The following is a 20924-nucleotide window of genomic DNA, read 5'->3' on the forward strand; positions in this document are numbered from 1 at the left end:
TTCAGCTCACTCCGCCGCGTGCAGGGCGTGGCCCTGAACATGCGGCTTGCCCGCGCGATAACTGGTGATCCGCTCTTCGACCTCGTGGCGGAAGTTGCGGAACAGGCCCTGGATGGGCCAAGCCGCGGCGTCGCCGAGGCCGCAGATGGTGTGACCCTCGACCTGGGAGGCGACGTCGAGCAATAGGTCGATCTCGCGCATCTCGGCCTCGCCGGTGACCATCCGCTCCATCACCCGCCACATCCAGCCGGTGCCTTCGCGGCACGGCGTGCACTGGCCGCAGCTCTCGTGCTTGAAGAAGCGCGAGACCCGGGCGATCACGCGGATCAGGTCGGTGTCCTCGTCGAAGAGGATCATGGTGGCGGTGCCCAGTCGCGACTGCACGCGGGGCAGGTCGTCGAAGTCCATCAGGACCGTCTCGGCCTGTTCGCGGGTGATCATCGGCATGGAGACCCCGCCGGGAATCACCGCCTTGAGCTTGCCCCAGCCGCCGCGCACGCCGCCGAAGTGCTCCTCGATCAGCTGGCGCATGGGGATGGACATCGCCTCCTCCACCACGCTGGGCTTGTTCACGTGGCCCGAGGCCGCCATCAGCTTGGTGCCGGCGTTCTTCGGACGGCCGAAGCCCGCGAACCAACCGGCGCCGCGGCGCAGGATGGTGCCGACGACGGCGATGGACTCGACGTTGTTGATGGTGGTGGGGCAGCCATAGATGCCGGCGCCGGCCGGGAACGGGGGCTTGAGGCGCGGCTGGCCCTTCTTGCCCTCCAGGCTCTCCATCAGCGCGGTCTCGTCGCCGCAGATATAGGCCCCGCCACCATGGGTGACGTGGAGGTCGAAGTCCCAGCCGTTGACGTTGTTCTTGCCGATCAGCTTGGCCGCGTAGGCCTGCTTGATCGCCGCCTCCAGGCGCTCGCGCTCGGCCACGTACTCGCCGCGGATGTAGATATAGGCGGTGTGGGCGCGGATCGCGTAGCTGGCGATCATGCAGCCCTCGATCAGCAGGTGCGGATCGTTGCGGATGATCTCGCGATCCTTGCAGGCGCCGGGCTCGGACTCGTCGGCGTTGACCACCAGATAGTGGGGCCGCTCGCTGAGCTGCTGCGGCATCAGGGTCCACTTGAAGCCGGTGACGAACCCGCCGCCGCCCCGGCCCCGCAGGCCGGATTCACGGATCTGCTCGCAGACCCATTCGTGGCTCTGTTCCAGCATCTCGCGCGTCGCGTTCCAGCAGCCGCGCGCCTTCGCACCTTCCAGGCCCCAGTCTTGGAGCCCGTAGATGTTGGTGAAGATGCGGTCCTTGTCTTCCAGGATGCCGACCAAGACCCCCTACACTCCCTTTTTCGCGGACCGGAAGCCCGCGATGAACCAGATCTGCGCGCCGAACCCGATCAGGAGCGCGACAGCGAAGACGTACAGCAGCCAGGTCTGGCTGAATCGAAAGGCGCAGACGATCGAGGCGATGGCCACGAAGACGCTGGCCGCGGAGACCGCGACCATGATCGTGAACCGGCGCTTGGCGATCTCCACCTCGGTCATGCGACAGGCGCCTTGGCCTTACCCTTGGGGGCGGCGTTCGGCAGCTTCTTGATCGGCTTGGCGGCCGACCCGTCATAGAGCTTGGAATCGTTGAGGGTGGTGTTGCCGCCCAGGACGGCGCTGCCCTGGCGGCCGATCTCCGACCCCGGAGGCGGCGTGCGCCCGGCGGCGAACTCGTCCAGCAGCTTCTCGAACCCCTCGACGGTCAGGTCTTCGTAGTAGCGGTCGTTGATGGCGGCCATCGGCGCGTTGGAGCAGGCCCCCAGGCACTCGACTTCCTGCCAGTAGAACTTGCCGTCCGCCGAGCGGTGGCTGTCAGGACCGAAGCGCTTGCGGCACACCTCCAGCAGGGCCTCGGAGCCCCGCGACTGGCAGGCCGTGGTGCCGCAGACCTGGACGATGGCGTGGGTGCCGACCGGCTCCAGCATGAACATCGTATAGAAGGTGGCGACCTCGTAGACGCGGATGGTGGCCATCTTCAGCAGCTCGGCGACGGCGCGGATGGCGGGTTCGGAAACCCAGCCTTCCTGCTTCTGCACCAGCCACAGGATCGGGATCACCGCCGACTGCTGGCGGCCGTCCGGATATTTCGAGATCCACCACTGGGCCTGCTTCATCGTCTCCGCGGAGAAGGCGAAGCTGGCGGGCTGGTTCGGGGAAAGGCGTCGAACGCTCACGGTCTGAGCCTCACTTCACGAAATCGACCCGGACGATCTTGGCGTCCGAGATGGTGTAGATGGCCGCGACCTCGAAGGTGTCGCCGCCGGGCGTACGGGCGACCAGCTCGTGGTCGATGACGCGCGAACCGATGACGATCCGCGCCTTCAGCTCGGCCTTGTTCTGCGGGAAATCGGCGAACAGCTTCTCGTGCCGCGCGCGGATGGCCTCGATGCCGTTCGCGGTGATTGCGCCGTTGAAGTCGGCGAGCACGGCGTCGTCGGCGTAGAAGCTGCAGAAGGTCGACAGGTTCTGGCTGTTGTAAGCCTCGAACTGACCGTCCACGACGTCGAAGGGGGAGATGCAGGCAGGCGCGCTCACCGGTCGACCTCCCCGAAGACGATGTCCAGGGACCCGATGATCGCCGAGACGTCGGCCAGCATGTGGCCCTTGGCCATCCAGTCCATGGCCGCCAGGTGCGGATAGCCCGGCGCGCGGATCTTGCAGCGATAGGGCTTGTTGGTCCCGTCGCTCACCAGGAAGACGCCGAACTCGCCCTTGGGCGCCTCGACGGCGGCGTAGACCTCGCCCTCCGGGGTGCGGAAGCCCTCGGTGTAGAGCTTGAAATGGTGGATCAGGGCTTCCATGGAGCGCTTCATCTCGCCCCGGCGCGGCGGCGCGAACTTGTTGTCCTCGGTCAGCACCGGACCCGGCGTTTTCCGAAGCCGTTCAACGCACTGGCGGATGATCTTGATGGACTCCCGCATTTCCTGCATGCGGCAGAGATAGCGGTCGTAGCAGTCGCCGTTCAGGCCGAGCGGGATCTCGAAGTCCAGCTCGTCATAGCACTCGTAGGGCTGGTTGCGACGCAGGTCCCAGGCGATGCCCGAACCCCGCACCATGACGCCGGAGAAGCCCCAGTCGATGGCCTCCTGGCGGGTCACCACGCCGATATTGACGTTGCGCTGCTTGAAGATGCGGTTGCCGGTGATCAGCTTGTCGATGTCGCTGAGCGGGCGGGCGAAGGCCACGGCCCAGTCGTCGATGTCGTTGATCAGGTCCTCGGGCAGGTCCTGGTGGACGCCGCCGGGGCGGAAGTAGTTGGCGTGCAGGCGCGCGCCGCAGGCCCGCTCGTAGAAGACCATCAGCTTCTCGCGCTCCTCGAAGCCCCACAGAGGCGGGGTGAGCGCGCCGACGTCCATGGCCTGGGTCGTGACGTTGAGCAGGTGGTTCAGGACGCGGCCGATTTCCGAGTACATGACCCGGATCAGGCTGCCGCGCATCGGAACCTCCAGGCCCAGCAGCTTCTCGATGGCCAGGCAGAAGGCGTGTTCCTGGTTCATCGGCGCCACGTAGTCGAGGCGGTCGAAGTACGGGATGTTCTGGAGGTAGGTGCGGTACTCCATCAGCTTCTCGGTGCCGCGATGCAGCAGGCCGATGTGCGGGTCGACCCGCTCCACGACCTCGCCGTCCAGCTCCAGGACCAGGCGCAGGACGCCGTGGGCCGCGGGGTGCTGCGGGCCAAAGTTGATGTTGAATTTCCGGACCGGGGTCTCGTTTTCCGAGAGCGGCTTCAGGGAGGCGTCGTCCGCCATCACTTGGCCTCCACTTTTTCGTCGCCGGGCAGGATGTAGTCGGCGCCTTCCCAGGGCGAGAGGAAGTCCCAGTTGCGGTACTCGACGGACTTCACCGGCTCGTAGACCACGCGCTTGAGCTCGTCGTCGTAGCGCAGCTCGACATAGCCGGTCATCGGGAAGTCCTTGCGCAGCGGATGCCCGTGGAAGCCGTAGTCGGTGAGGATGCGGCGCAGGTCCGGGTGGCCCTCGAAGAAGATTCCGTACATGTCGAAGGCCTCGCGCTCGTACCAGTCGGCGCAGGGGAAGACCCCCGTGGCGGTGGGGACGGCGGTGTCCTCGTCGGTCTGGACCTTCAGGCGGACGCGCTGGTTCTTGGTCATCGACAGCAGGTGGTAGACCACGTCGAAGCGCAGCGGGCGCTCCGGGTAGTCGACGCCGCACAGGTCGATCAGCTGGGCGAAGCCGAACTTGTCGCGCAGCAGGGTCAGGGCCTGGGCCACGCGGCCGGCCGGGGCCGTCAGGGTCAGCTCGTCAAAGGCGACGGCGTAGCTGGCCAAGGCGCCGGCGCTGTCGGCGACGGCCTGCTGGCCCAGGGTCTCGAGGGTTTGGGTCGTGACGGGCCAGCTCATCTCTCGATGGTCCCCGTGCGGCGGATCTTCTTCTGCAGCTGCAGCACGCCGTAGACCAGGGCCTCGGCGGTGGGCGGGCAGCCGGGAACGTAGATGTCCACCGGAACGATCCGGTCGCAGCCGCGCACCACGGAGTAGCTGAAATAGTAGTAGCCCCCGCCATTGGCGCAGGAGCCCATGGAGATGACGTAGCGGGGCTCCGGCATCTGGTCGTAGACCTTGCGCAGGGCCGGGGCCATCTTGTTGCACAGGGTGCCGGCGACGATCATCACGTCGGACTGGCGCGGGCTGGCGCGCGGGGCGAAGCCGTAGCGCTCCAGGTCGTAGCGCGGCATCGAGGCGTGCATCATCTCGACGGCGCAGCAGGCCAGGCCGAAGGTCATCCACATCAGCGAGCCGGTACGCGCCCAGGTGATGAGGTCGTCGGCGGCGGCCGTGATGAATCCCTTGTCGGCCAGCTCGGTGGAGACGCCGTCGAAGAAGGGGTCGTGAAGCTTGGGATTATAGCCCTCGACGGTCGAGCGACCGGCCGAAAGCGCAGGCGCGGAGCCCGAGGGGACGATCACTCCCATTCCAGGGCGCCCTTCTTCCATTCGTAGATGAAGCCGACGGTCAGCACGCCCAGGAAGGTCATCATCGACCAGAAGGAGAACTGGCCCAGCTCCTGCGGCAGTTTCATGAGCGAGACCGCCCACGGGAACAGGAAGGCCACTTCCAGGTCGAAGATGATGAAGAGGATCGAGACCAGGTAGAACCTGACGTCGAACTTCATCCGCGCATCATCGAAGGCGTTGAAGCCGCACTCGTAGGACGAGAGCTTTTCGGGGTCCGGCGCCGTGGGGGCGAGAACCGCCGAGGCGAGGATGAAGACGACCCCCAGGGCCGCCGCGATCCCCAGGAAGATCACGATGGGGAGGTACTGCAGAAGGAACGCGTTCATGGAATCCTCGAAGGAGTCGCGCCCTTCTAGACCACGATCGCGGCAGGTTCAAACGGCGTGGTGACGCTGATGTCGCACCCATGAAAAAGACCGATGTTCGAACTGCGAACGCCTCGCAGGAGGGCGCGCGGTCCACATCTATTCACAGGCCCTTGTGCGACGAATTCAACTCGCCCGTTGACACGATTCCGGTCGCAACCTATCAGACGCCCCTCGCGGGCCCACATGGCCCACATGCGGATGTAGCTCAGTTGGTTAGAGCGCCGGCCTGTCACGCCGGAGGTCGCGGGTTCGAGTCCCGTCATTCGCGCCACTTTCCCCCCACATCGCTGGTTTGACGCGTTCAGGGCGCTGGCGCGGCCGTGCGCCCTCCCCCGCTCGCGCGAGGAAGGGCGGCGACAGGTCAGTCAGTGGTGTCGTCGGTTTCGGCGGTCGGGCCGTTCTTCTTCATGGATTCGATGGCGTTCTTGGCCGAGGACTTCGAGGAATAGCCCTCGGTGGTGAACATCACCTCGCCGTTGGGGGCCTTGAACTTCACGCGGAACTCGCCCGCCTTGTCCTTCGAGATCTCGAACTTGTAGGCCATCTCGTTGCTCCGTCTGTCTCTTAGCCCCCGGCCGCCCGAGGTTAGACCTGAGTCGCGACCCTCGCCACTCAGGCTTGGAACGAGCCCCGCGCGTCGGAGAGCGTGCCCTGGTGCACCGCCTCGGCGATCCGCTCGGCCCGCTTGAGCGGGTCGGTCATGTTGGTGGCCTTGCGGGCGAGGACATAGGCCGCGACCAGCCGGGCCTCGTCGGCGCTGGTCCAGTGGGTCGGATCGTGGGCGCCCAGCTTGGCGATGGCGGCCTGCAGGGTTCCCGGCACGTGCCCCGGGCGGTTGACGTGTTCGTCCAGCACCAGGGCCACCCCCTGCTCCGAGGTCAGCCAGCGGCGGACCGGGACCCCGGCCGCCTTGGCGTCGAGGAAGCGCGCCATGCGGCTGGCGGCGAAGCTGAGCTCGCAGGCGCGCATGTCGTGGTGGTGGCCGGCCCGCCAGAATCGATAGGCCCAGGCCGCGCTCCGCAGCTGGACCTTCCGCGCCGCGGTGTTCAGCACCACGCCCTTCAGCACCAGATAGCCGGTGGTGGCGCTGGGTCCCGAGACCTGCACGTCCAGGCCGTGGCGGCCAAAGCAGTCCTGGAAGGCGGCCGGCGACGTGGCCTTCAGCCGCGCCAGGAGCGCCGGCAGCTCGCCGGCGTCGCCGGCCGGGCCGCAGGTCCACTGGAAGAGGCCAAAGGACATGTAGCTGTTGTCATAGGAGTTGATGGCCTCCAGCAGGCCCTCGTTGGCCGAGATGGCGCGCACGACGCGCACCGCCGAGGGCGTGAGGTCCGCCGGCGGCGGATTGCCCGCCAGCCAGCCGGCCAGGGAGGTTCACCCGATGGTGTAGAAGCCGCCCTTGCTGGCCGAGGCGAAGGCGCGGCCGTCCGGGGTGATGGCCGTGCCGCCGACGACGGTGACCGGATGGGCCGGATCGTCGGGCATGGGTGGGGCGGCGGGCGGCGGGGCCGCCGGGCTGGGCGCCGCCACCGTCTGGCTGAGATACTGGCTCGCCACCCAGCCGGTCCGCGCCGGGGCCTTGAGGGTGGCGATCCGGGTCCAGCCCGCCTTGGACTCCAACATCTCCACGCCGTCGCCCTGGTCGAGGCTGCCCACCAGGGCGCCGCCGGGGGCGTCCCGCAGATTGAGGCTCTTCACCGCCACCACGCCCGCCGTCATCGCCCTGCTCCCTCGCGGCTCAACACATAGTTGAACAGCGGGCCGGCGCGCCTGGCAATGGCCTAGCTTGGCGCGCGCAGACCCTTCATGGCCTCGCCCCAGCGGGCCAGCTCGGTGAGCATGGCCACGGCGGCCTTGTCCTGCAGCTCCGGCGGCTTGAAGCCGTCCTCGCCGAGATGCTGGTTGAACATCGGCAGGGCCACCCCCTCGGGGATCGGCATGACCTTCACGCTGGTGAGCAGCAGCTTCTCCATCTGCACCGAGCGCAGGCCGCCGGAGGCGCCGCCATAGCTGACGAAGGCCGCGGGCTTATAGGCCCACTCGTGGACCAGGTAGTTCACCGCATTGGTGAAGGAGGGCGGCGGTCCGTAGTTGTACTCCGGCGTCACGAAGACGAAGGCGTCGGCGGCCGCGACGCTGGCGCTCCAGGCCTTGGTATGGTCGTGGACGTAGTCCCGCAGTCGCGGATGCTTGGGCTCGTCGAAGACCGGCAGGTTGAAGTCGGCCAGGTCCACCAGCACCGCCTCGAACCCCGCATGGGCCTGGGCGATCGTGTCGAACCAGGCGGCGACCTTGGGCCCCAGCCGGGTGGGACGGGTGCTGCAGATGATGGTGTGAAGCTTGAGCGGCATGGGACCTCCCAGGGAACGGATGTGTCCCCGGGTATAGGCCCCGCGCGCCCTACCCCGCCATCTCGCGTTCCTTGCTGAGGACGAAGTCGTCGGGATTGGGCGCCAGGGTGGCGCGCCAGTAGTCCACCAGGGCGAAGGGCCAGTTCTGGCTGACCCGGCCCTTCTCGTTCTTGTACCAGCTGGTGACCTGAGGCGCGCCCCAGGCCATCAGCCTGTTGCCCTCGTCGACGCGGATGTTGAAGGCGTCATGCACCTCGGGCTTGGGCTCCAGGGCCTTCGCGCCGGTCTCCGCCAGCAGTTTCAGGCAGCCGAGGATGTAGCGGACGCTGCACTCGGAGAAGAAGATGATGGAGCCGTTGACGACGATATTGGTGTTGGGGCCGTAGATCATGAAAAGGTTGGGGAAGCCGGGCGTCGTCATGCCCAGATAGGCGCGCGCGTCACCGTCCCAGGTGGCGTGCAGGTCGGCCCCGCCGCGGCCCTTGATCTTCATCGGATGCAGGAAGCGGCTGGCGTAGAAGCCCGTGCCGTAGATGATCACGTCGAACTCGCGGGCCGTCCCATCGTCCGTGACGATGCCGGTCTCGGTGATCTCGCTGATCGCGTCGGTGACCAGCTCGACATTGGGGCGCTTGAGGGCCTCGATCCAGACGCCGTTGTCCAGCAGGGCGCGCTTGCCGCCGACCGGATAGTTGGGGATCACCTTTTCGGCCAGGTCGGGCCGGTCGGCCGCCTGCATCCGCAGGGCCTCGGCCACCATGGCCCGGAACATGGCGTTGGCCTCGCTGACCGAGCCGGGGTCGCCCTTCCAGTCGGGGTCGGCGCGGACGCCCGCCAGCAGGCCGTCGGTGACCATCCAGAACAGGAAGAACCGGTACCACTTGTCGTAGGTGGGGATGTGCTCCAGCAGCCAGTTCATCCCGGCCGGCACGTCCTCGTGATAGTGCGGGGTCGGGAAGCACCAGGGCGGGGTGCGCTGGAAGACCGTCAGGCTGGCCACCTTGCCGGCGATCTCCGGCACGAACTGGAAGGCGCTGGCCCCGGTGCCGATCACCGCCACCCGCTTGCCGGTCAGGTCCACGTCGTGACGCCACTGGGCCGAGTGGAAGGCCGGGCCCTTGAAGCGCTCGCGGCCCTTCACGTCGGGCAGGCGCGGACGATTGAGCTGGCCCACCGCGGTGATGACGGCGTTGGCCTCCACCTGCTCGGTCCCCTTGGCGGTCTTCAGGGTCACCTTCCAGACCGCGCGGGTCTCGTCCCAGACCATCTGCTCGACGCTGGTCTCGAAGCGGATCTTCTTGCGCAGGTCGTAGCGGTCGGCGACGCCGCGGAAATAGTCGAGCAGGACCGGCTGGGTGGAGAAGTGCTGGGGCCAGTTGTGGTTGGGTTCGAAGGAATAGGAATAGATGTGGTTGGAGCTATCCACCCGGCAGCCGGGATAGGTGTTCTCCAGCCAGGTGCCGCCGACGTCGGCGTTCTTCTCGACGATCTCGAAGTCGATCCCGGCCTGGGTCAGGCGGATGCCGGTGAGCAGACCCGACATGCCGGCCCCGATGACCAGGACGTGCATGCGCCGGGCGGCGTCCTTCAGGACCGGGGTGACCCACTGCGGGTCCTTGCTGGACTGACCGCCGATGGCCAGCTCGTCATTGAGGAAGTCGGCATAGTCCTCGGGGATGTCGGCCCCGGCCACGAAGCTCATCATCCGGCGCAGGGCGTCGGGGTCGGGGGTGATCGGCTTGGGCGATCCCTTGGCCACCCAGTCGAGGATGGCCGCCTTGGCCAGGCCTCGGAACTTGGCCTGCTCGGCCTCGGGCACCCCGGTGTCGCCGCGGGAGAGCGGCGTGTAGGTCGGGGTCCACTCCTTCCGCAGCCAGCCGATGTCGCCGGTGAGCTGCACCAGGGCGGCGGCCAGGGCCGGCTGATGCGCGGCCTCCAGCGCCTGATCGAGACCACCCAGATCGAGCTTCGCCATCGTGTCCTGCCCTGACTTTGTCGTTGTTCTTGTGGGCAGAATACGCCTCTTGGCGTGGCGCGAAAGGGCGCCCCAACGTCACCCCCCGGCGTCCTGCGCGGCGGCGATGCGGGCGGCCAGGCCCGGCGGGAGCGGCATGCCGGACGCGGCCAGGTTCTCCTCCAGATGCGCCCGTCGCGTCGTGCCGAACACCGCGCTGGCGACGCCGGGATGGGCCAGGACATAGGCCAGCGCCGCCTGGGGACCGGTCATGTCGGACCGCTGGTGCAGGAAGCCGAACCGCCGGCCGGCGAGCACCTCGGCCCGGTGGTTCCTTGCGGCCCGCAGGGCGTACCATAGGTCGCGCGGGGCGCGCAGCTTCAGGACCTGGCCGCCGGTGTGGCCCATGGCGAGCGGCATGCCCGCCAGCACCCCCTTCCCCGCCGCGGCGGCCCGCGCGATCAGCGGCCCCCGCTCCGGGCGCAGGACATTGTAGTCCACCATCACCACATCGAAGTCCGGCAGGCCGATCACATGGTCGATGACCTCCGGATCGAAGCTGTTGACCCCGAGGGTCCGGATCAGGCCGCGGCGCTTCAGGCCCTGCAGGACCGCCCGCAGTTCGTCCGTCAACTCGGCCACCGCGGGGCCGTGCAGCTGCAGCAGCGGCAGGGTCTCCAGGCCGAGATGACCCAGGCTGCGCAGGACACTGGCCTCCACCGCCGCCGGCGACATGTCGCGGACCACCCGGCGGCCGTCGTGCCGGGTCCCGGCCTTGGTGGCGATCACCAGTCCCGTCAGATCGCGGCCCCGCAGGGCGCGGCCCAGGCGGGGTTCGGCGTTCCCCCCGGAATAGCTGGCGCCGGTGTCGAGGAAGGTGACGCCGCGGTCGAGGGCCGCGTGGACCAGAGCGATCGCCTCGCCCTCGTCGAAGGCCTTCTGGCCCCACCAGCTGGCGCAGCCCAGGCCGATCTCCGACACCGTCAGGCCGGTGGCGCCGAGGGGACGATAGAGCATGCTCAGAACGCCGCCGTCACGCGGCGCACCTGATCGCGCAGCCAGACGTGGGCGGGGTTCTTGTCGTGACGCCTGTGCCAGTACATCTGGATCTCCGGGACCTGCACATCCACCGGGGCCTCGAAGATGTCCAGGCCCAGGGTCGGCGCCACGGCCCGGGCGAACTGCGCCGGCAGGGCGGCGATGAGCCGCGGGCTCTGCGCCACCGCCAAGGCGACGGCGGAGAAGTGCGGCAGGGCCAGGACCACCTGCCGCGCGCGGCCGGCTTCGGCCAGGGCGTCGTCCACATGACCCGAGATGCTGCCGTCCACCGAGCGCAGGGCCTGCGGCAGGTCGCAGAACAGATCCAGCGGCAGGACCTGACCCGGCTTGACGCCCGCCGCGGCGATGTCCTCCCGGCCGCGGGCGGCGATGATCGCGAAGGGAGAGCGGAACAGCATCTCCCCGGCGATCCATTCCGAGGCGTGGCCGGGGCGCTCGATGGCCAGATCGATGGCGTCGTCCTGGAACAGGCGCTCCACCTCGCCCCAGGCGGTGTCCACCAGCCGCAGGCGCACGCCGGGCGCCTGGGCCGCCGTCAAAGCGAACAGGGGCGGCATCACCAGCATGGAGACGAAGTCGGCGCCCAGCAGGGTGAAGCTGCGCCGGGCGGCGGCCGGATCGAAGGCGCGGTCCCCCTGGAGGGCGCGCTCCAGGCCGGCCAGGGCGTCGCGGACGATGGGGGCGAGGGCCTCGGCCCGCGGGGTCGGCGCCATCTCGGCGCCTCGCCGCACGAAGAGCTGGTCGTCCAGCAGGGCGCGCAGCCGTCCGAGCGCGGCGCTCACCGCCGGCTGGGACAGGCCGATCTGTTCGCCGGCCCGCGTCACGCTGCGCTCGCGCATCAGGGCGTCGAAGGTCCGCAGGAGGTTGAGGTCGAAGGCCGCGAAATTCATTCAGCAAATGGCCCCCATAACATCGTTCCATTTCACGGCGCGGACTCCCGTGGGTAGTCAGGCCCCGCCCGGCGCGAGCCCCCGCGCCCTACCAGGATGACGCCGAAATGTCCCATCTCACCGCCGCCCCGGAGCCCGGTCTCTGGTTCCTGAACAGCCGCGTCGAGGTCCGTCGCCCCTCCGCGGCCGGCCCCGACGGCCTGTCGATCCTCGAACATTTCATGGCCCAGGGCGACTCCCCGCCGACCCATGTCCACCGCGACGAAGACGAGGTCTTCCACATTCTCGAGGGACGGGTCCGGTTCCGCGTCGGCGAGGTCGAACAGGTCGCCGGCCCCGGCGAGACCCTGGTGGGACCCCGGGGCGCGCCCCACAGCTTCATCGTCGAGAGCCCCACCGCGCGGTTCATCACCGTCACGACCGGCGCGGCCTTCGAGGGTGCGGTGCGGGACATCGCACGTCCCGCGACGGCCCCGGGCCTGCCGGCGGCCCAGGCCCCCACCGCCGAGATGGTCACCGCCCTCGCCGACACCTTCGCCCGCCACGGCATCGACATCGTCGGACCGCCGCTGGGGGAATAGGCGGGACCTGTCCTGCGAAGCTCGCGGAGCGAAGCAGGATGGTGGGCGGCGAGGGGTTCGAACCCCCGACCCCCTGGGTGTAAACCAGGTGCTCTGACCAGCTGAGCTAGCCGCCCTTCGGAGCCGGGTTCTACCCCCGGTCCGGAAGCCCCGCCAAGGCCCCATAGAAAAGGGGCGGCCACCTCCCCGGCGACCGCCCCGTTCCAATTCTCGCTGGCTTGAGGCGCGCTTAGTTCAGCGCGCTCTTCAGGCCTTCGCCGACCCGGAAGCGCGCGGTCTTGGACGCGGGCCGCTTCACGGTTTCGCCGGTGCGCGGATTTCGCGCGGTGCCAGCCGCCCGGTTCACCGGCACGAAACTGCCGAAACCGACGAGCCGGACTTCTTCACTGGCCTTCAGAGAGGCTGTGACGGAGTCGATGAAGGCTTCCAGCGCGTCTTTCGCCTGCGCCTTGTTGAGGCCCGCCTTTTCGGCGATCGCCGTGACGAGTTCGGCCTTGGTCATTTGGTGTCTCTCCCAGCCCGTTATAGGTCCGCGGACCCCCCGCGGTGTTCGCGAGGCTGCTTCGCGTGACGCGATTATGGCGGTCTCGCGTCAGGCGTCAAACGAAGGCGGCGCGGGAAGACCCCGCGCCGCCCAATTATTTGCAGTTAATCCGCGATTCTTTGCGGTTAACGTGGCGTTCAGTGCGTCAAAACCGCCTCGGGATCGCCATCATCGACCGCGAGAGGCAGGGCCGGCGTCGCCGGTTCCTTCCACTCGATGGGCACCAAAGGCTTGGTCAGGGCGAGCGCCAGGACCTCGTCGACCATCTTCACGGGGATGATCTCGATGGCCGACTTCACGTTGTCGGGGATGTCGGCCAGGTCCTTCACGTTCTCCTGCGGGATCAGCACGGTCTTGACGCCGGAGCGCAGGGCCGCGAGCAGCTTCTCCTTCAGGCCGCCGATCGGCAGAACCCGGCCGCGCAGGGTGATCTCGCCGGTCATGGCGATATCCTTGCGGATCGGGATGCCGGTCAGCACCGAGACCATGGCCACGGCCATGGCGACGCCGGCCGACGGACCGTCCTTGGGCGTGGCGCCCTCGGGCACGTGCACGTGCACGTCGGTCTTGTCGAACATCGGCGGCTCCAGGCCGAAGGCGGTCGCGCGGCTGCGGACATAGCTGGCCGCCGCCGTGATCGACTCCTTCATCACGTCCTTCAGGTTGCCCGTGATGGACATACGGCCCTTGCCCGGCATCTTGATCGCTTCGATGGTCAGGATGTCGCCGCCGAAGTCGGTGTAGGCCAGGCCGGTGATGATGCCGACCTGATCCTCTTCGTCGGTCTCGCCGTGGTGGTACTTCTTGACCCCGGCGTACTTGGCCAGACGCGCGTCGTCGATCGTGATCGAGGTGATCTTCTCGCGACCCAGGTCGCGCACCGTCTTCCGCGCCAGGTTCCCCAGCTCCCGCTCCAGCGACCGCACGCCGGCTTCCCGGGTGTAGTAGCGGATCAGGTCGCGGATCGCCTCCTCGGGGACGATGAACTCCTGCGGCGTCAGCCCATGGTCCTTGGTCAGCTTGGGCAGCAGGTGCCGCTTGGCGATCTCCAGCTTCTCGTCCTCGGTGTAGCCGGGGATGCGGATGATCTCCATGCGGTCCAGCAACGGCTGGGGCATGTTCAGGCTGTTGGCCGTGGTGACGAACATCACCGGCGACAGGTCGTAGTCCACCTCCAGATAGTGGTCGGCGAAGGTGGAGTTCTGGGCCGGGTCGAGGACCTCGAGCAGGGCCGAGGACGGGTCGCCGCGATAGTCGGAGCCCATCTTGTCGATCTCGTCGAGCAGGAAGAAGGCGTTGGTGGACTTGGCCTTCTTCATCGACTGGATGATCTTGCCCGGCATGGAGCCGATATAGGTCCGGCGGTGACCGCGGATCTCGGCCTCGTCACGGACGCCGCCCAGGGACACGCGCACGAACTCGCGGCCCGTCGCCTCGGCGATGGACTTGCCGAGCGAGGTCTTGCCCACGCCGGGCGGTCCCACCAGGCAGAGGATCGGGCCCTTCAGGGCGCCGGTCCGGGCCTGGACGGCCAGGTACTCCAGGATGCGTTCCTTGACCTTTTCCAGGCCGTAGTGGTCATGCTCGAGCACTTCCTCGGCCTTGACCAGGTCGATCGGCTTGGTCTTGGCCTTGCCCCACGGAATGGACAGCAGCCAGTCGAGATAGTTGCGGACGACGGTGGATTCCGCCGACATCGGGCTCATGTTGCGCAGCTTCTTCAGCTCGGCGTCGGCCTTGGTGCGCGCCTCCTTGGAGAGCTTGGTCTTCTTGATGCGCTTCTCGAGCTCGATCAGCTCGTCGCGGCTGTCGTCCTGCTCGCCCAGCTCGCGCTGGATCGCCTTCATCTGCTCGTTGAGATAGTACTCGCGCTGGGTCTTCTCCATCTGGCGCTTCACGCGGTTACGGATCTTCTTTTCCGTCTGCATGACGCTGATCTCGCCCTCCATCAGGGCGTAGACCTTCTCCAGGCGCTTCACGACATTGAAGATCTCCAGCAGGTTCTGCTTCTCGGAGATCTTGACCGACAGGTGCGAGGCGATGCGGTCGGCCAGCTCGCCGGGCGAGTCGACCTGGGGCATGGAGGCCAGAGCCTCTGGCGGCACCTTCTTGTTGAGCTTCACATAGTTCTCGAACTGCTCGACGACCGCGCGCGACAGCGCCTCGGCTTCCGTCGAGGCCGCGCCGTCCTCGGTTATGAAGGCGACCTCGGCTTCGTAGAACTCGGCTTGATCGGTGAACTTGGAAATCCCGGCGCGGGCCTTGCCCTCCACCAGCACCTTCACGGTACCGTCGGGCAGTTTCAGCAGCTGCAGGACCGAGGCCACGACGCCCACGTCATAGATGGCCTCGGGCGACGGGTCGTCGTCGTCCTTGTCCTTCTGGGTGGCCAACAGGATCTGCTTGCCGGGGGCCTTCATGGCCTCCTCAAGCGCTCGAACGGACTTTTCACGGCCCACGAAGAGCGGCACCGGCTGGTGCGGGAAGACCACGATGTCCCGCAACGGGAGGATGGGAAGAGTTTTGATCTCAGACATGTGCATCTACTCCTGGTGGGCCCCCTTCCAAAGCAGGGCCCGTCCCATATTCCGACCGGGTTCCCCCAGACGATGTGTCTGAGTCGGTCGGCCCGTCCGCCCGGCTTGGGCGAATTGTCGGCCATTTATGTGGACGCTTTGGCCCCCTCTACAAGCTGAGCCGGAGTGTCCGCGACAATGCGTCTGAAAGTGGTGACGCCCGAGACACAGGAAATGGTGCGTCGCGGCAACAGGTGCAAGAGCCTTCCCAAGCGTCCGAGGGCGTCGGGGCGCCCGGCCCCGGGCCTGGGCCAGCGCACGGCCGAAGTCCTTGGGGAGGCCGGCTATTCGTCCGGCGAGATCGAGCGCTTGCGAGGGGTAGGCGCCGTGACCTGACGCGCCGGCCCGGTCAGGAATCCAATGACCCCAGCCAGGCCCGCCAGGGCCGCGGCGGCGATCATGGCGGTCCGGTAGCCTGAGGCGATGACGCCGGCGGCCGGGGCGCCGGGAGGGCCCACCAGTACGAACCCCACCAGGGCGACGGCCAGCAGGCCGGCGACCCGAGCCACGGCGTTGTTGATTCCCGCGGCCGCGCCCTCATGGGCGTCTTCCACCGAGCCCAGCACGGCGTCGGTGAGCGGCGCGACGGCGAGTCCCATGCCGACCGCCACGATCGCCAGGCCGGGGAAGACGCCGGCCCAGTAGCTGGATTGGTCGGCCAGCAGGGCCAGCAGGACGAACCCCGTCGCCACCAGGAGCGGGCCTCCCCCCAGCATCACCCTCGGCCCCACCTTGGCCGAGAAGCCCCCGGCCAGGGGCGACAGCACGGCCAGGCCCGCCGACAGCGGCAGCAGGGCCGCCCCCGCGCTGGCGGCGGGATAGCCGTGCACACCGATCAACTCAAAGGGCAGCAGGAACAGGGCGCCGCTGAAGGCGGCATAGAGCAGCAGGGTCAGGCCGTTGGCGCCGGAGAAGGTGATCGATCTGAAGAGCTGCAGCGGGACCATCGGCGAGGCGATGGTCTGCTCGATGCGCAGGAAGACAGCCAGCGCCAGGACGCCGAACACCAGGGCGGCGACCGGCAGCCCTGTCAGACCTCGCTCCGGCGCCTCGGTGAGGCCCCAGGTGACGGCGGCCAGGCCAAGGGTGACCGTGAGGGCCCCACGCCAGTCCAGCGGGCCGGCCTTGTCGGCCTTGCTCTCCTTGGCCCCCATCAGAATGAAGCCGACGGCGAGCGCCGCCAGCGGCACATTGATCAGGAAGACCGCCCGCCAGGAAACCGCGTCGGTGAGCCAGCCGCCAAGCACCGGGCCCAGCGCGCTGGTCAGCCCCCCGGCGCCGGCCCAGATGCCGACGGCGCGGCCCCGCGCCTGCTTGTCGAAGCTGGCGCCGAGGATGGCCAGGCTGGCGGGAACCAGGAGGGCCGCGCCGATCCCCTGGATGGCGCGAGCGGCGATCAGCAGGGTCAGGTTGGGGGAAAGACCACAGCAGACGGAGGCTGCGGTGAAGAGAATGGCGCCGGCGACGAAGACCCGCTTGCGGCCGTAGCGATCACCGGCCGCGCCGCCGACCAGCACCAGGGCGCTGAGGAACAGCAGGTAGGCGTTCATGACCCACTGGGCCCCGGCCGCGCCGCCCCCCAGCTGCTGCTGGATCACCGGGATGGTGAGGTTGACCGCCGAGCCGTCGATGAAGGCGAGGCTGGAGCCCAGCACGGTCCCGGCCAGCACCAAGCCGCCGCCGCCGGCCCCCGGATACGCAACGACCGCGGCGAGAACGCCGCGGTCGCAGGGAGTCTGTGTCATGTCGACGCCCTCCCCGGATCAGTGAGGCGGGCGCATGGCGGAGGGCTCTAGGCCGCGCCGCCCTTGTCGCGGCGCTCGGCGTAGATGACCAGGGGCTGGGCCCGGCCCTCGACGACCTCGGCGTTGACCACCACTTCCTCGACGCCGTCATAGGTCGGCAGCTCGTACATGGTCTCGAGCAGGATGCCCTCCAGGATGGAGCGCAGGCCCCGCGCGCCGGTCTTGCGGATGATGGCCTTGCGGGCCACCGCGTTGAGGGCGTCGTCGGTGAAGGTCAGGCCGACATTCTCCATGTCGAACAGGCGCTGGTACTGCTTGACGAAGGCGTTCTTCGGCTCGGTGAGGATCTTCACTAGGGCCGGCTCGTCCAGGTCGTCCAGGGTCGCGATGACCGGCAGACGGCCGACGAATTCCGGGATCAGGCCAAAGCGCAGCAGGTCGTCCGGCTCCACCTGACGGAAGATCTGGCCGGTGCGGCGGTCGTCCGGGTCGGAGACCTTGGCGCCGAAGCCGATCGAGGTGCCCTGGCCGCGGGCGGAGATGATCTTCTCCAGGCCGGCGAAGGCCCCGCCGCAGATGAACAGGATGTTGGTGGTGTCGACCTGCAGGAACTCCTGCTGGGGATGCTTTCGCCCGCCCTGCGGCGGCACGGAGGCGACCGTGCCTTCCATGATCTTCAGCAGGGCCTGCTGCACGCCCTCGCCCGACACGTCGCGGGTGATGGACGGGTTGTCCGACTTGCGGCTGATCTTGTCGACCTCGTCGATATAGACGATGCCGCGCTGCGCCCGCTCGACATTGTAGTCGGCGGCCTGGAGCAGCTTCAGGATGATATTTTCGACATCCTCGCCCACATAGCCCGCTTCGGTGAGCGTGGTGGCGTCGGCGACGGTGAAGGGCACGTCGATGATTCGGGCCAGGGTCTGGGCCAGCAAGGTCTTGCCGGTGCCGGTCGGACCGATGAGCAGGATGTTGGCCTTGCCCAGTTCGACGTCGTTATTCTTCGAGGCGTGGTTGAGGCGCTTGTAGTGGTTGTGCACCGCCACAGCGAGCACCTTCTTGGCGTGATCTTGTCCGATCACGTAATCGTCGAGGACTTCGCGGATTTCCTTGGGAGTCGGCACACCGTCCTTGGACTTCACGAAGGAGATCTTGTGCTCCTCGCGAATGATATCCATGCACAGTTCTACGCACTCATCACAGATGAACACGGTCGGGCCCGCAATCAACTTGCGAACCTCGTGCTGGCTCTTGCCGCAGAATGAGCAATAGAGCGTGCTCTTGGAGTCTCCGCTGGCGGCCTTGGTCATGGTCGTTTCTCACTCTATGACGACCGGCTGTTCACCGAGACGTCCGTCCCCGGAGGCGTTTCCTGACGCCATCAATGCAGGATACGCGCCGCAGGTTGTCTAATCCTTGACATTCCCCGATCCGTCCAAGGATCACAAGCCTTTGGGGGGACATCGCGACAATTGGCGGCCGGGGCGCCCGATGGCGGGCGCGTCCGAATCCCTAGATGGGTGTGCGCCAGATCGGGACAAGACGTCGGCCCCGGACGCGACGACACGCCTCTCCCCCTAAGGTACGCGCCGCACCTGCCGATTGTTCCCAATAGACAAGCCCCGGCAAGGGCGCGAGGGGATGGTCATGGCGAAGCGAACTTTGCGCGGAAACGGCGCGCCCTCCCACGAACTCCTGGACGATCAGATCGAGGACGCCGGCATGGTGGCCTTCGACTTCGACGGCACCATCACGGTGCGCGACAGTTTCACCGAATTCCTGAAGTGGCGGGTGGACCAGGGCCGCTACATGTCGGGCATGGTGCGGCTGATCCCCGCGGCGGTCGGCTATCTGGGCCACCGCAACCGCGGCCGCATCAAGGCCGCGGCGGTGCGCGAGTTCCTCAAGGGCATGACCCGCGACGAATTGGAGGCCCAGGCGCGGGCCTTCGCAGAGGCGGCGGCGCCCAGCCTGCTGAGGCCCGACGCCCTGCAGACCTGGCGACGCTGGCGCCAGCGCCACGCCAAGCTGGTGATCGTCAGCGCCTCCCCCGACATGATCGTCGCCCCCTTCGCCCGCGGCCTGGGCGCCGACGCCCTGATCGCCACGGAGCTGGCCTTCGACGCCAATGACCGGGTGACCGGCGCCTTCCTGGGCCCCAACTGCCGAGGTCCGGAGAAGGTGCGTCGTCTGCGCGCCGCCTTCGGCCCCGACGTGACCCTGAAGGCCGCCTATGGCGACACCAGCGGCGACCGCGAGATGTTGAAGATCGCCGATCACCGCGGCTATCGTGTCTTCAAGGAACGTCCCTGACGGGGTGAGACCGTGAAGCACGCCGGCGAGACCGCCCTGGACCAGCTGGAGCCCCTGCTGGCCCGCGTCCGCGCCCTGCCCGGCCTGACCGAGAAGAAGCGCGGCGTCTTCTACCTCAAGTCCCGCGCCTTCCTGCATTTCCATGAAGACCCCAAGGGCCTGTTCGCCGACGTGCGCGACGAGTCCGGCCAGGACTTCGACCGGTTCGACGTCACCGCGAGCGGCGAGGCGATGCTGGCCGCGGCCCGGGCCCGGCTCAGGGCCTAGCCGACCAGGGCTCGGTCTGGCCGATGACGGTCAGGGGCCGGTCGCTGCGGATGGCTTCGAGGGCTCCCTGCGAAATCTCGGCGTTGGTGAGCCAGCGGGCGCGGCCGGCCTCGACCCTGAACCCCAGGACGATCTGCCGCACGGCGCAGCGCGGCAGGCCCTCGGCCACCCGGCGGGCTGTCTCGAGCCGCTCGGGATGGGCCGGATCGGCCACGGCGCTGCCCAGCACCTGGAACATCGCCCCCTCCACCCGCGCCGCCAGCAGGCGCGGCGCCTCGATCTTCAGGGTGTGGAACCAGGCGACCGCGCGGTCGATCGGACCCGAGCGCGCGATCGCCGCATCGAGGGCCGCGGCGAACGCGACACCGTCGTGATAGTCGCAGTCGAAGCCATCGGTCCCGGCGGCTCGGGAGGCGTGGCGCGACAGAAGCGAAAGGCGCCCGCCGTCGCCGGCGAGCGCCTCGCAAAGTTCGGAAAGCATCCCGGTGCCGCCCACCACCAGGGTGTGCGCCGCCACGGAGATTAGTCCTCGGAACGGTTGGCCTGGACCAGGTCGATCAGACCCCACTCCTTGGCTTCCTCGGCGGTCATGAAAGTGTCGCGATCGAGCTTTTCCTCGACCTCTTCATAGGACCGCCCGGTGTGCTTGGCGTAGATCTCGTTCAGGCGGCGCTTGGTCTTGATGATGTCCTCGGCGTGGCGCTCGATGTCCGAGGCCTTGCCGGAATAGCCGCCCGAGGGCTGGTGCACCATGATGCGGGCGTTGGGCAGGCTGATCCGCTGGCCAGGCTCGCCGGCCATCAGCAGGAATGAGCCCATGGAGGCGGCCATGCCCATGCAGAGCGTGACCACGGGGCTCTTGATGTACTGCATGGTGTCGTAGATCGCGAGACCCGACGTCACCACGCCGCCCGGCGAGTTGATGTACATCTGGATCTCCTTCTTGGGGTTCTCGGCCTCAAGATAGAGCAGCTGGGCGCAGATCAGCGCCGACATCCCGTCCTCGACGGGACCGTTCAGGAAGATCACGCGCTCCTTCAGGAGGCGCGAGAAGATATCGAAAGCACGCTCGCCGCGGCTGGTCTGCTCGACCACCATCGGGACAAGGTTCAGGGCGGTCGTCGCCGGATCAAACATTGGGAGGAAGCCCTTCTCGATGTGAACGACTCTGGAACGCGAGCCGTGTACCCGTCCGATATCGCGTGCCGAGGTGGCATGCGCAAGGTGACCAATAGCCTCGATAGCTCTTAAGAGTTGGCGAAA

General features: G+C 67.9%; 24 protein-coding genes and 2 tRNA genes. 4 read left to right on the forward strand and 22 right to left on the reverse strand.

Going from position 1 to position 20924, the window contains the following annotated elements; translation table 11 throughout:
* Nucleotides 1-6: 6 nt before the first annotated feature.
* Genes nuoF through ACO06I_RS05190 form a run of 8 tightly spaced genes read right to left on the reverse strand, consistent with a single transcriptional unit; the run spans nt 7 to nt 5342 of the window.
* The gene (gene nuoF, locus ACO06I_RS05155) at nt 7-1323 is read right to left on the reverse strand and encodes an NADH-quinone oxidoreductase subunit NuoF (protein ID WP_421931525.1); all 1317 of its coding nucleotides are present in this window, start codon (nt 1321-1323) and stop codon (nt 7-9) included.
* 6 nt (nt 1324-1329) lie between these two features.
* On the reverse strand, nt 1330-1539 hold the full coding sequence (locus ACO06I_RS05160; protein ID WP_304699879.1) for a hypothetical protein: 210 nt from the start codon (nt 1537-1539) through the stop codon (nt 1330-1332).
* Entirely contained in the window at nt 1536-2216 is a 681-nt protein-coding gene (gene nuoE / locus ACO06I_RS05165; protein WP_421931526.1) for an NADH-quinone oxidoreductase subunit NuoE, read from the reverse strand. The genes ACO06I_RS05160 and nuoE overlap by 4 nt, the downstream gene beginning before the upstream one ends.
* 10 nt (nt 2217-2226) lie before the next feature.
* A complete protein-coding gene (locus tag ACO06I_RS05170) occupies nt 2227-2577 on the reverse strand; it encodes a nuclear transport factor 2 family protein (protein ID WP_421931527.1) in 351 nt (116 codons plus the stop codon).
* Nucleotides 2574-3791 (reverse strand): NADH-quinone oxidoreductase subunit D, encoded by a 1218-nt coding sequence (locus ACO06I_RS05175; protein WP_421931528.1) that lies wholly within the window; start codon nt 3789-3791, stop codon nt 2574-2576. Before ACO06I_RS05175 ends, ACO06I_RS05170 begins: the two co-directional genes overlap by 4 nt.
* Complete coding sequence (locus ACO06I_RS05180) at nt 3791-4402, reverse strand: NADH-quinone oxidoreductase subunit C (protein ID WP_421931529.1); 612 nt, start codon at nt 4400-4402, stop codon at nt 3791-3793. The genes ACO06I_RS05175 and ACO06I_RS05180 overlap by 1 nt, the downstream gene beginning before the upstream one ends.
* Nucleotides 4399-4995: a NuoB/complex I 20 kDa subunit family protein gene (locus ACO06I_RS05185; protein WP_421931530.1), complete on the reverse strand. Its 597-nt coding sequence runs from the start codon at nt 4993-4995 to the stop codon at nt 4399-4401. The genes ACO06I_RS05180 and ACO06I_RS05185 overlap by 4 nt, the downstream gene beginning before the upstream one ends.
* Nucleotides 4965-5342: an NADH-quinone oxidoreductase subunit A gene (locus tag ACO06I_RS05190; protein ID WP_421931531.1), complete on the reverse strand. Its 378-nt coding sequence runs from the start codon at nt 5340-5342 to the stop codon at nt 4965-4967. The genes ACO06I_RS05185 and ACO06I_RS05190 overlap by 31 nt, the downstream gene beginning before the upstream one ends.
* Nucleotides 5343-5578: 236 nt before the next feature.
* Between ACO06I_RS05190 and ACO06I_RS05195 the strand changes: the two genes are divergently transcribed.
* Nucleotides 5579-5655 (forward strand) — tRNA-Asp (locus ACO06I_RS05195).
* Between the two features lie 90 nt (nt 5656-5745).
* On the opposite strand, the gene ACO06I_RS05200 is transcribed toward ACO06I_RS05195, so the two are convergent.
* The 7 genes from ACO06I_RS05200 to ACO06I_RS05230 form a co-directional block, all read right to left on the reverse strand.
* A complete protein-coding gene (locus tag ACO06I_RS05200) occupies nt 5746-5928 on the reverse strand; it encodes a YegP family protein (RefSeq protein ID WP_421931532.1) in 183 nt (60 codons plus the stop codon).
* A gap of 68 nt (nt 5929-5996) precedes the next feature.
* Complete coding sequence (locus ACO06I_RS05205; RefSeq protein WP_421931533.1) at nt 5997-6686, reverse strand: hypothetical protein; 690 nt, start codon at nt 6684-6686, stop codon at nt 5997-5999.
* Nucleotides 6687-6755: 69 nt separating this feature from the next.
* Nucleotides 6756-7100, reverse strand: coding sequence for an SH3 domain-containing protein (locus ACO06I_RS05210; RefSeq protein ID WP_421931534.1), 345 nt, complete (start codon nt 7098-7100; stop codon nt 6756-6758).
* A 62-nt stretch (nt 7101-7162) separates the two neighbouring features.
* The gene (locus tag ACO06I_RS05215) at nt 7163-7732 is read right to left on the reverse strand and encodes an NADPH-dependent FMN reductase (RefSeq protein WP_421931535.1); all 570 of its coding nucleotides are present in this window, start codon (nt 7730-7732) and stop codon (nt 7163-7165) included.
* A 49-nt stretch (nt 7733-7781) separates the two neighbouring features.
* Nucleotides 7782-9707 carry an NAD(P)-binding domain-containing protein gene (locus tag ACO06I_RS05220; protein WP_421931536.1) on the reverse strand — a complete coding sequence of 642 codons (1926 nt, stop codon included), beginning with the start codon at nt 9705-9707 and terminating at the stop codon, nt 7782-7784.
* A 78-nt stretch (nt 9708-9785) separates the two neighbouring features.
* Nucleotides 9786-10703 (reverse strand): aldo/keto reductase, encoded by a 918-nt coding sequence (locus ACO06I_RS05225; RefSeq protein ID WP_421931537.1) that lies wholly within the window; start codon nt 10701-10703, stop codon nt 9786-9788.
* A 2-nt stretch (nt 10704-10705) separates the two neighbouring features.
* Nucleotides 10706-11635, reverse strand: coding sequence for a LysR family transcriptional regulator (locus ACO06I_RS05230; protein ID WP_421931538.1), 930 nt, complete (start codon nt 11633-11635; stop codon nt 10706-10708).
* Between the two features lie 107 nt (nt 11636-11742).
* On the opposite strand from ACO06I_RS05230, the gene ACO06I_RS05235 reads away from it, so the two are divergent.
* Nucleotides 11743-12216 carry a cupin domain-containing protein gene (locus tag ACO06I_RS05235; RefSeq protein WP_421931539.1) on the forward strand — a complete coding sequence of 158 codons (474 nt, stop codon included), beginning with the start codon at nt 11743-11745 and terminating at the stop codon, nt 12214-12216.
* A 39-nt stretch (nt 12217-12255) separates the two neighbouring features.
* Here ACO06I_RS05235 and ACO06I_RS05240 read toward each other — a convergent pair.
* The 5 genes from ACO06I_RS05240 to clpX form a co-directional block, all read right to left on the reverse strand.
* Nucleotides 12256-12332 (reverse strand) — tRNA-Val (locus tag ACO06I_RS05240).
* A gap of 113 nt (nt 12333-12445) precedes the next feature.
* Nucleotides 12446-12718, reverse strand: a complete 273-nt coding sequence (locus ACO06I_RS05245) for an HU family DNA-binding protein (protein ID WP_304699891.1) — start codon at nt 12716-12718, stop codon at nt 12446-12448.
* A gap of 179 nt (nt 12719-12897) precedes the next feature.
* Nucleotides 12898-15297: an endopeptidase La gene (gene lon, locus ACO06I_RS05250; RefSeq protein ID WP_421931540.1), complete on the reverse strand. Its 2400-nt coding sequence runs from the start codon at nt 15295-15297 to the stop codon at nt 12898-12900.
* Between the two features lie 323 nt (nt 15298-15620).
* Nucleotides 15621-17081: an MFS transporter gene (locus ACO06I_RS05255; RefSeq protein ID WP_421931541.1), complete on the reverse strand. Its 1461-nt coding sequence runs from the start codon at nt 17079-17081 to the stop codon at nt 15621-15623.
* A gap of 47 nt (nt 17082-17128) precedes the next feature.
* Entirely contained in the window at nt 17129-18391 is a 1263-nt protein-coding gene (gene clpX, locus ACO06I_RS05260) for an ATP-dependent Clp protease ATP-binding subunit ClpX (RefSeq protein ID WP_304780075.1), read from the reverse strand.
* A gap of 337 nt (nt 18392-18728) precedes the next feature.
* On the opposite strand from clpX, the gene ACO06I_RS05265 reads away from it, so the two are divergent.
* A complete protein-coding gene (locus ACO06I_RS05265; protein WP_421931542.1) occupies nt 18729-19394 on the forward strand; it encodes an HAD-IB family hydrolase in 666 nt (221 codons plus the stop codon).
* 12 nt (nt 19395-19406) lie between these two features.
* Nucleotides 19407-19661, forward strand: coding sequence for a hypothetical protein (locus ACO06I_RS05270; RefSeq protein WP_421931543.1), 255 nt, complete (start codon nt 19407-19409; stop codon nt 19659-19661).
* On the opposite strand, the gene ACO06I_RS05275 is transcribed toward ACO06I_RS05270, so the two are convergent.
* Nucleotides 19651-20178, reverse strand: a complete 528-nt coding sequence (locus ACO06I_RS05275; protein WP_421931544.1) for a hypothetical protein — start codon at nt 20176-20178, stop codon at nt 19651-19653. The two genes, ACO06I_RS05270 and ACO06I_RS05275, sit on opposite strands and share 11 nt — an antisense overlap.
* Before the next feature lie 5 nt (nt 20179-20183).
* Nucleotides 20184-20798 (reverse strand): ATP-dependent Clp protease proteolytic subunit, encoded by a 615-nt coding sequence (locus tag ACO06I_RS05280; protein ID WP_421931545.1) that lies wholly within the window; start codon nt 20796-20798, stop codon nt 20184-20186.
* Between the last annotated feature and the right edge of the window lie 126 nt (nt 20799-20924).

Source organism: Phenylobacterium sp. (assembly GCF_965229015.1).
In the GTDB taxonomy this organism is placed as follows: Bacteria; Pseudomonadota; Alphaproteobacteria; order Caulobacterales; family Caulobacteraceae; genus Phenylobacterium.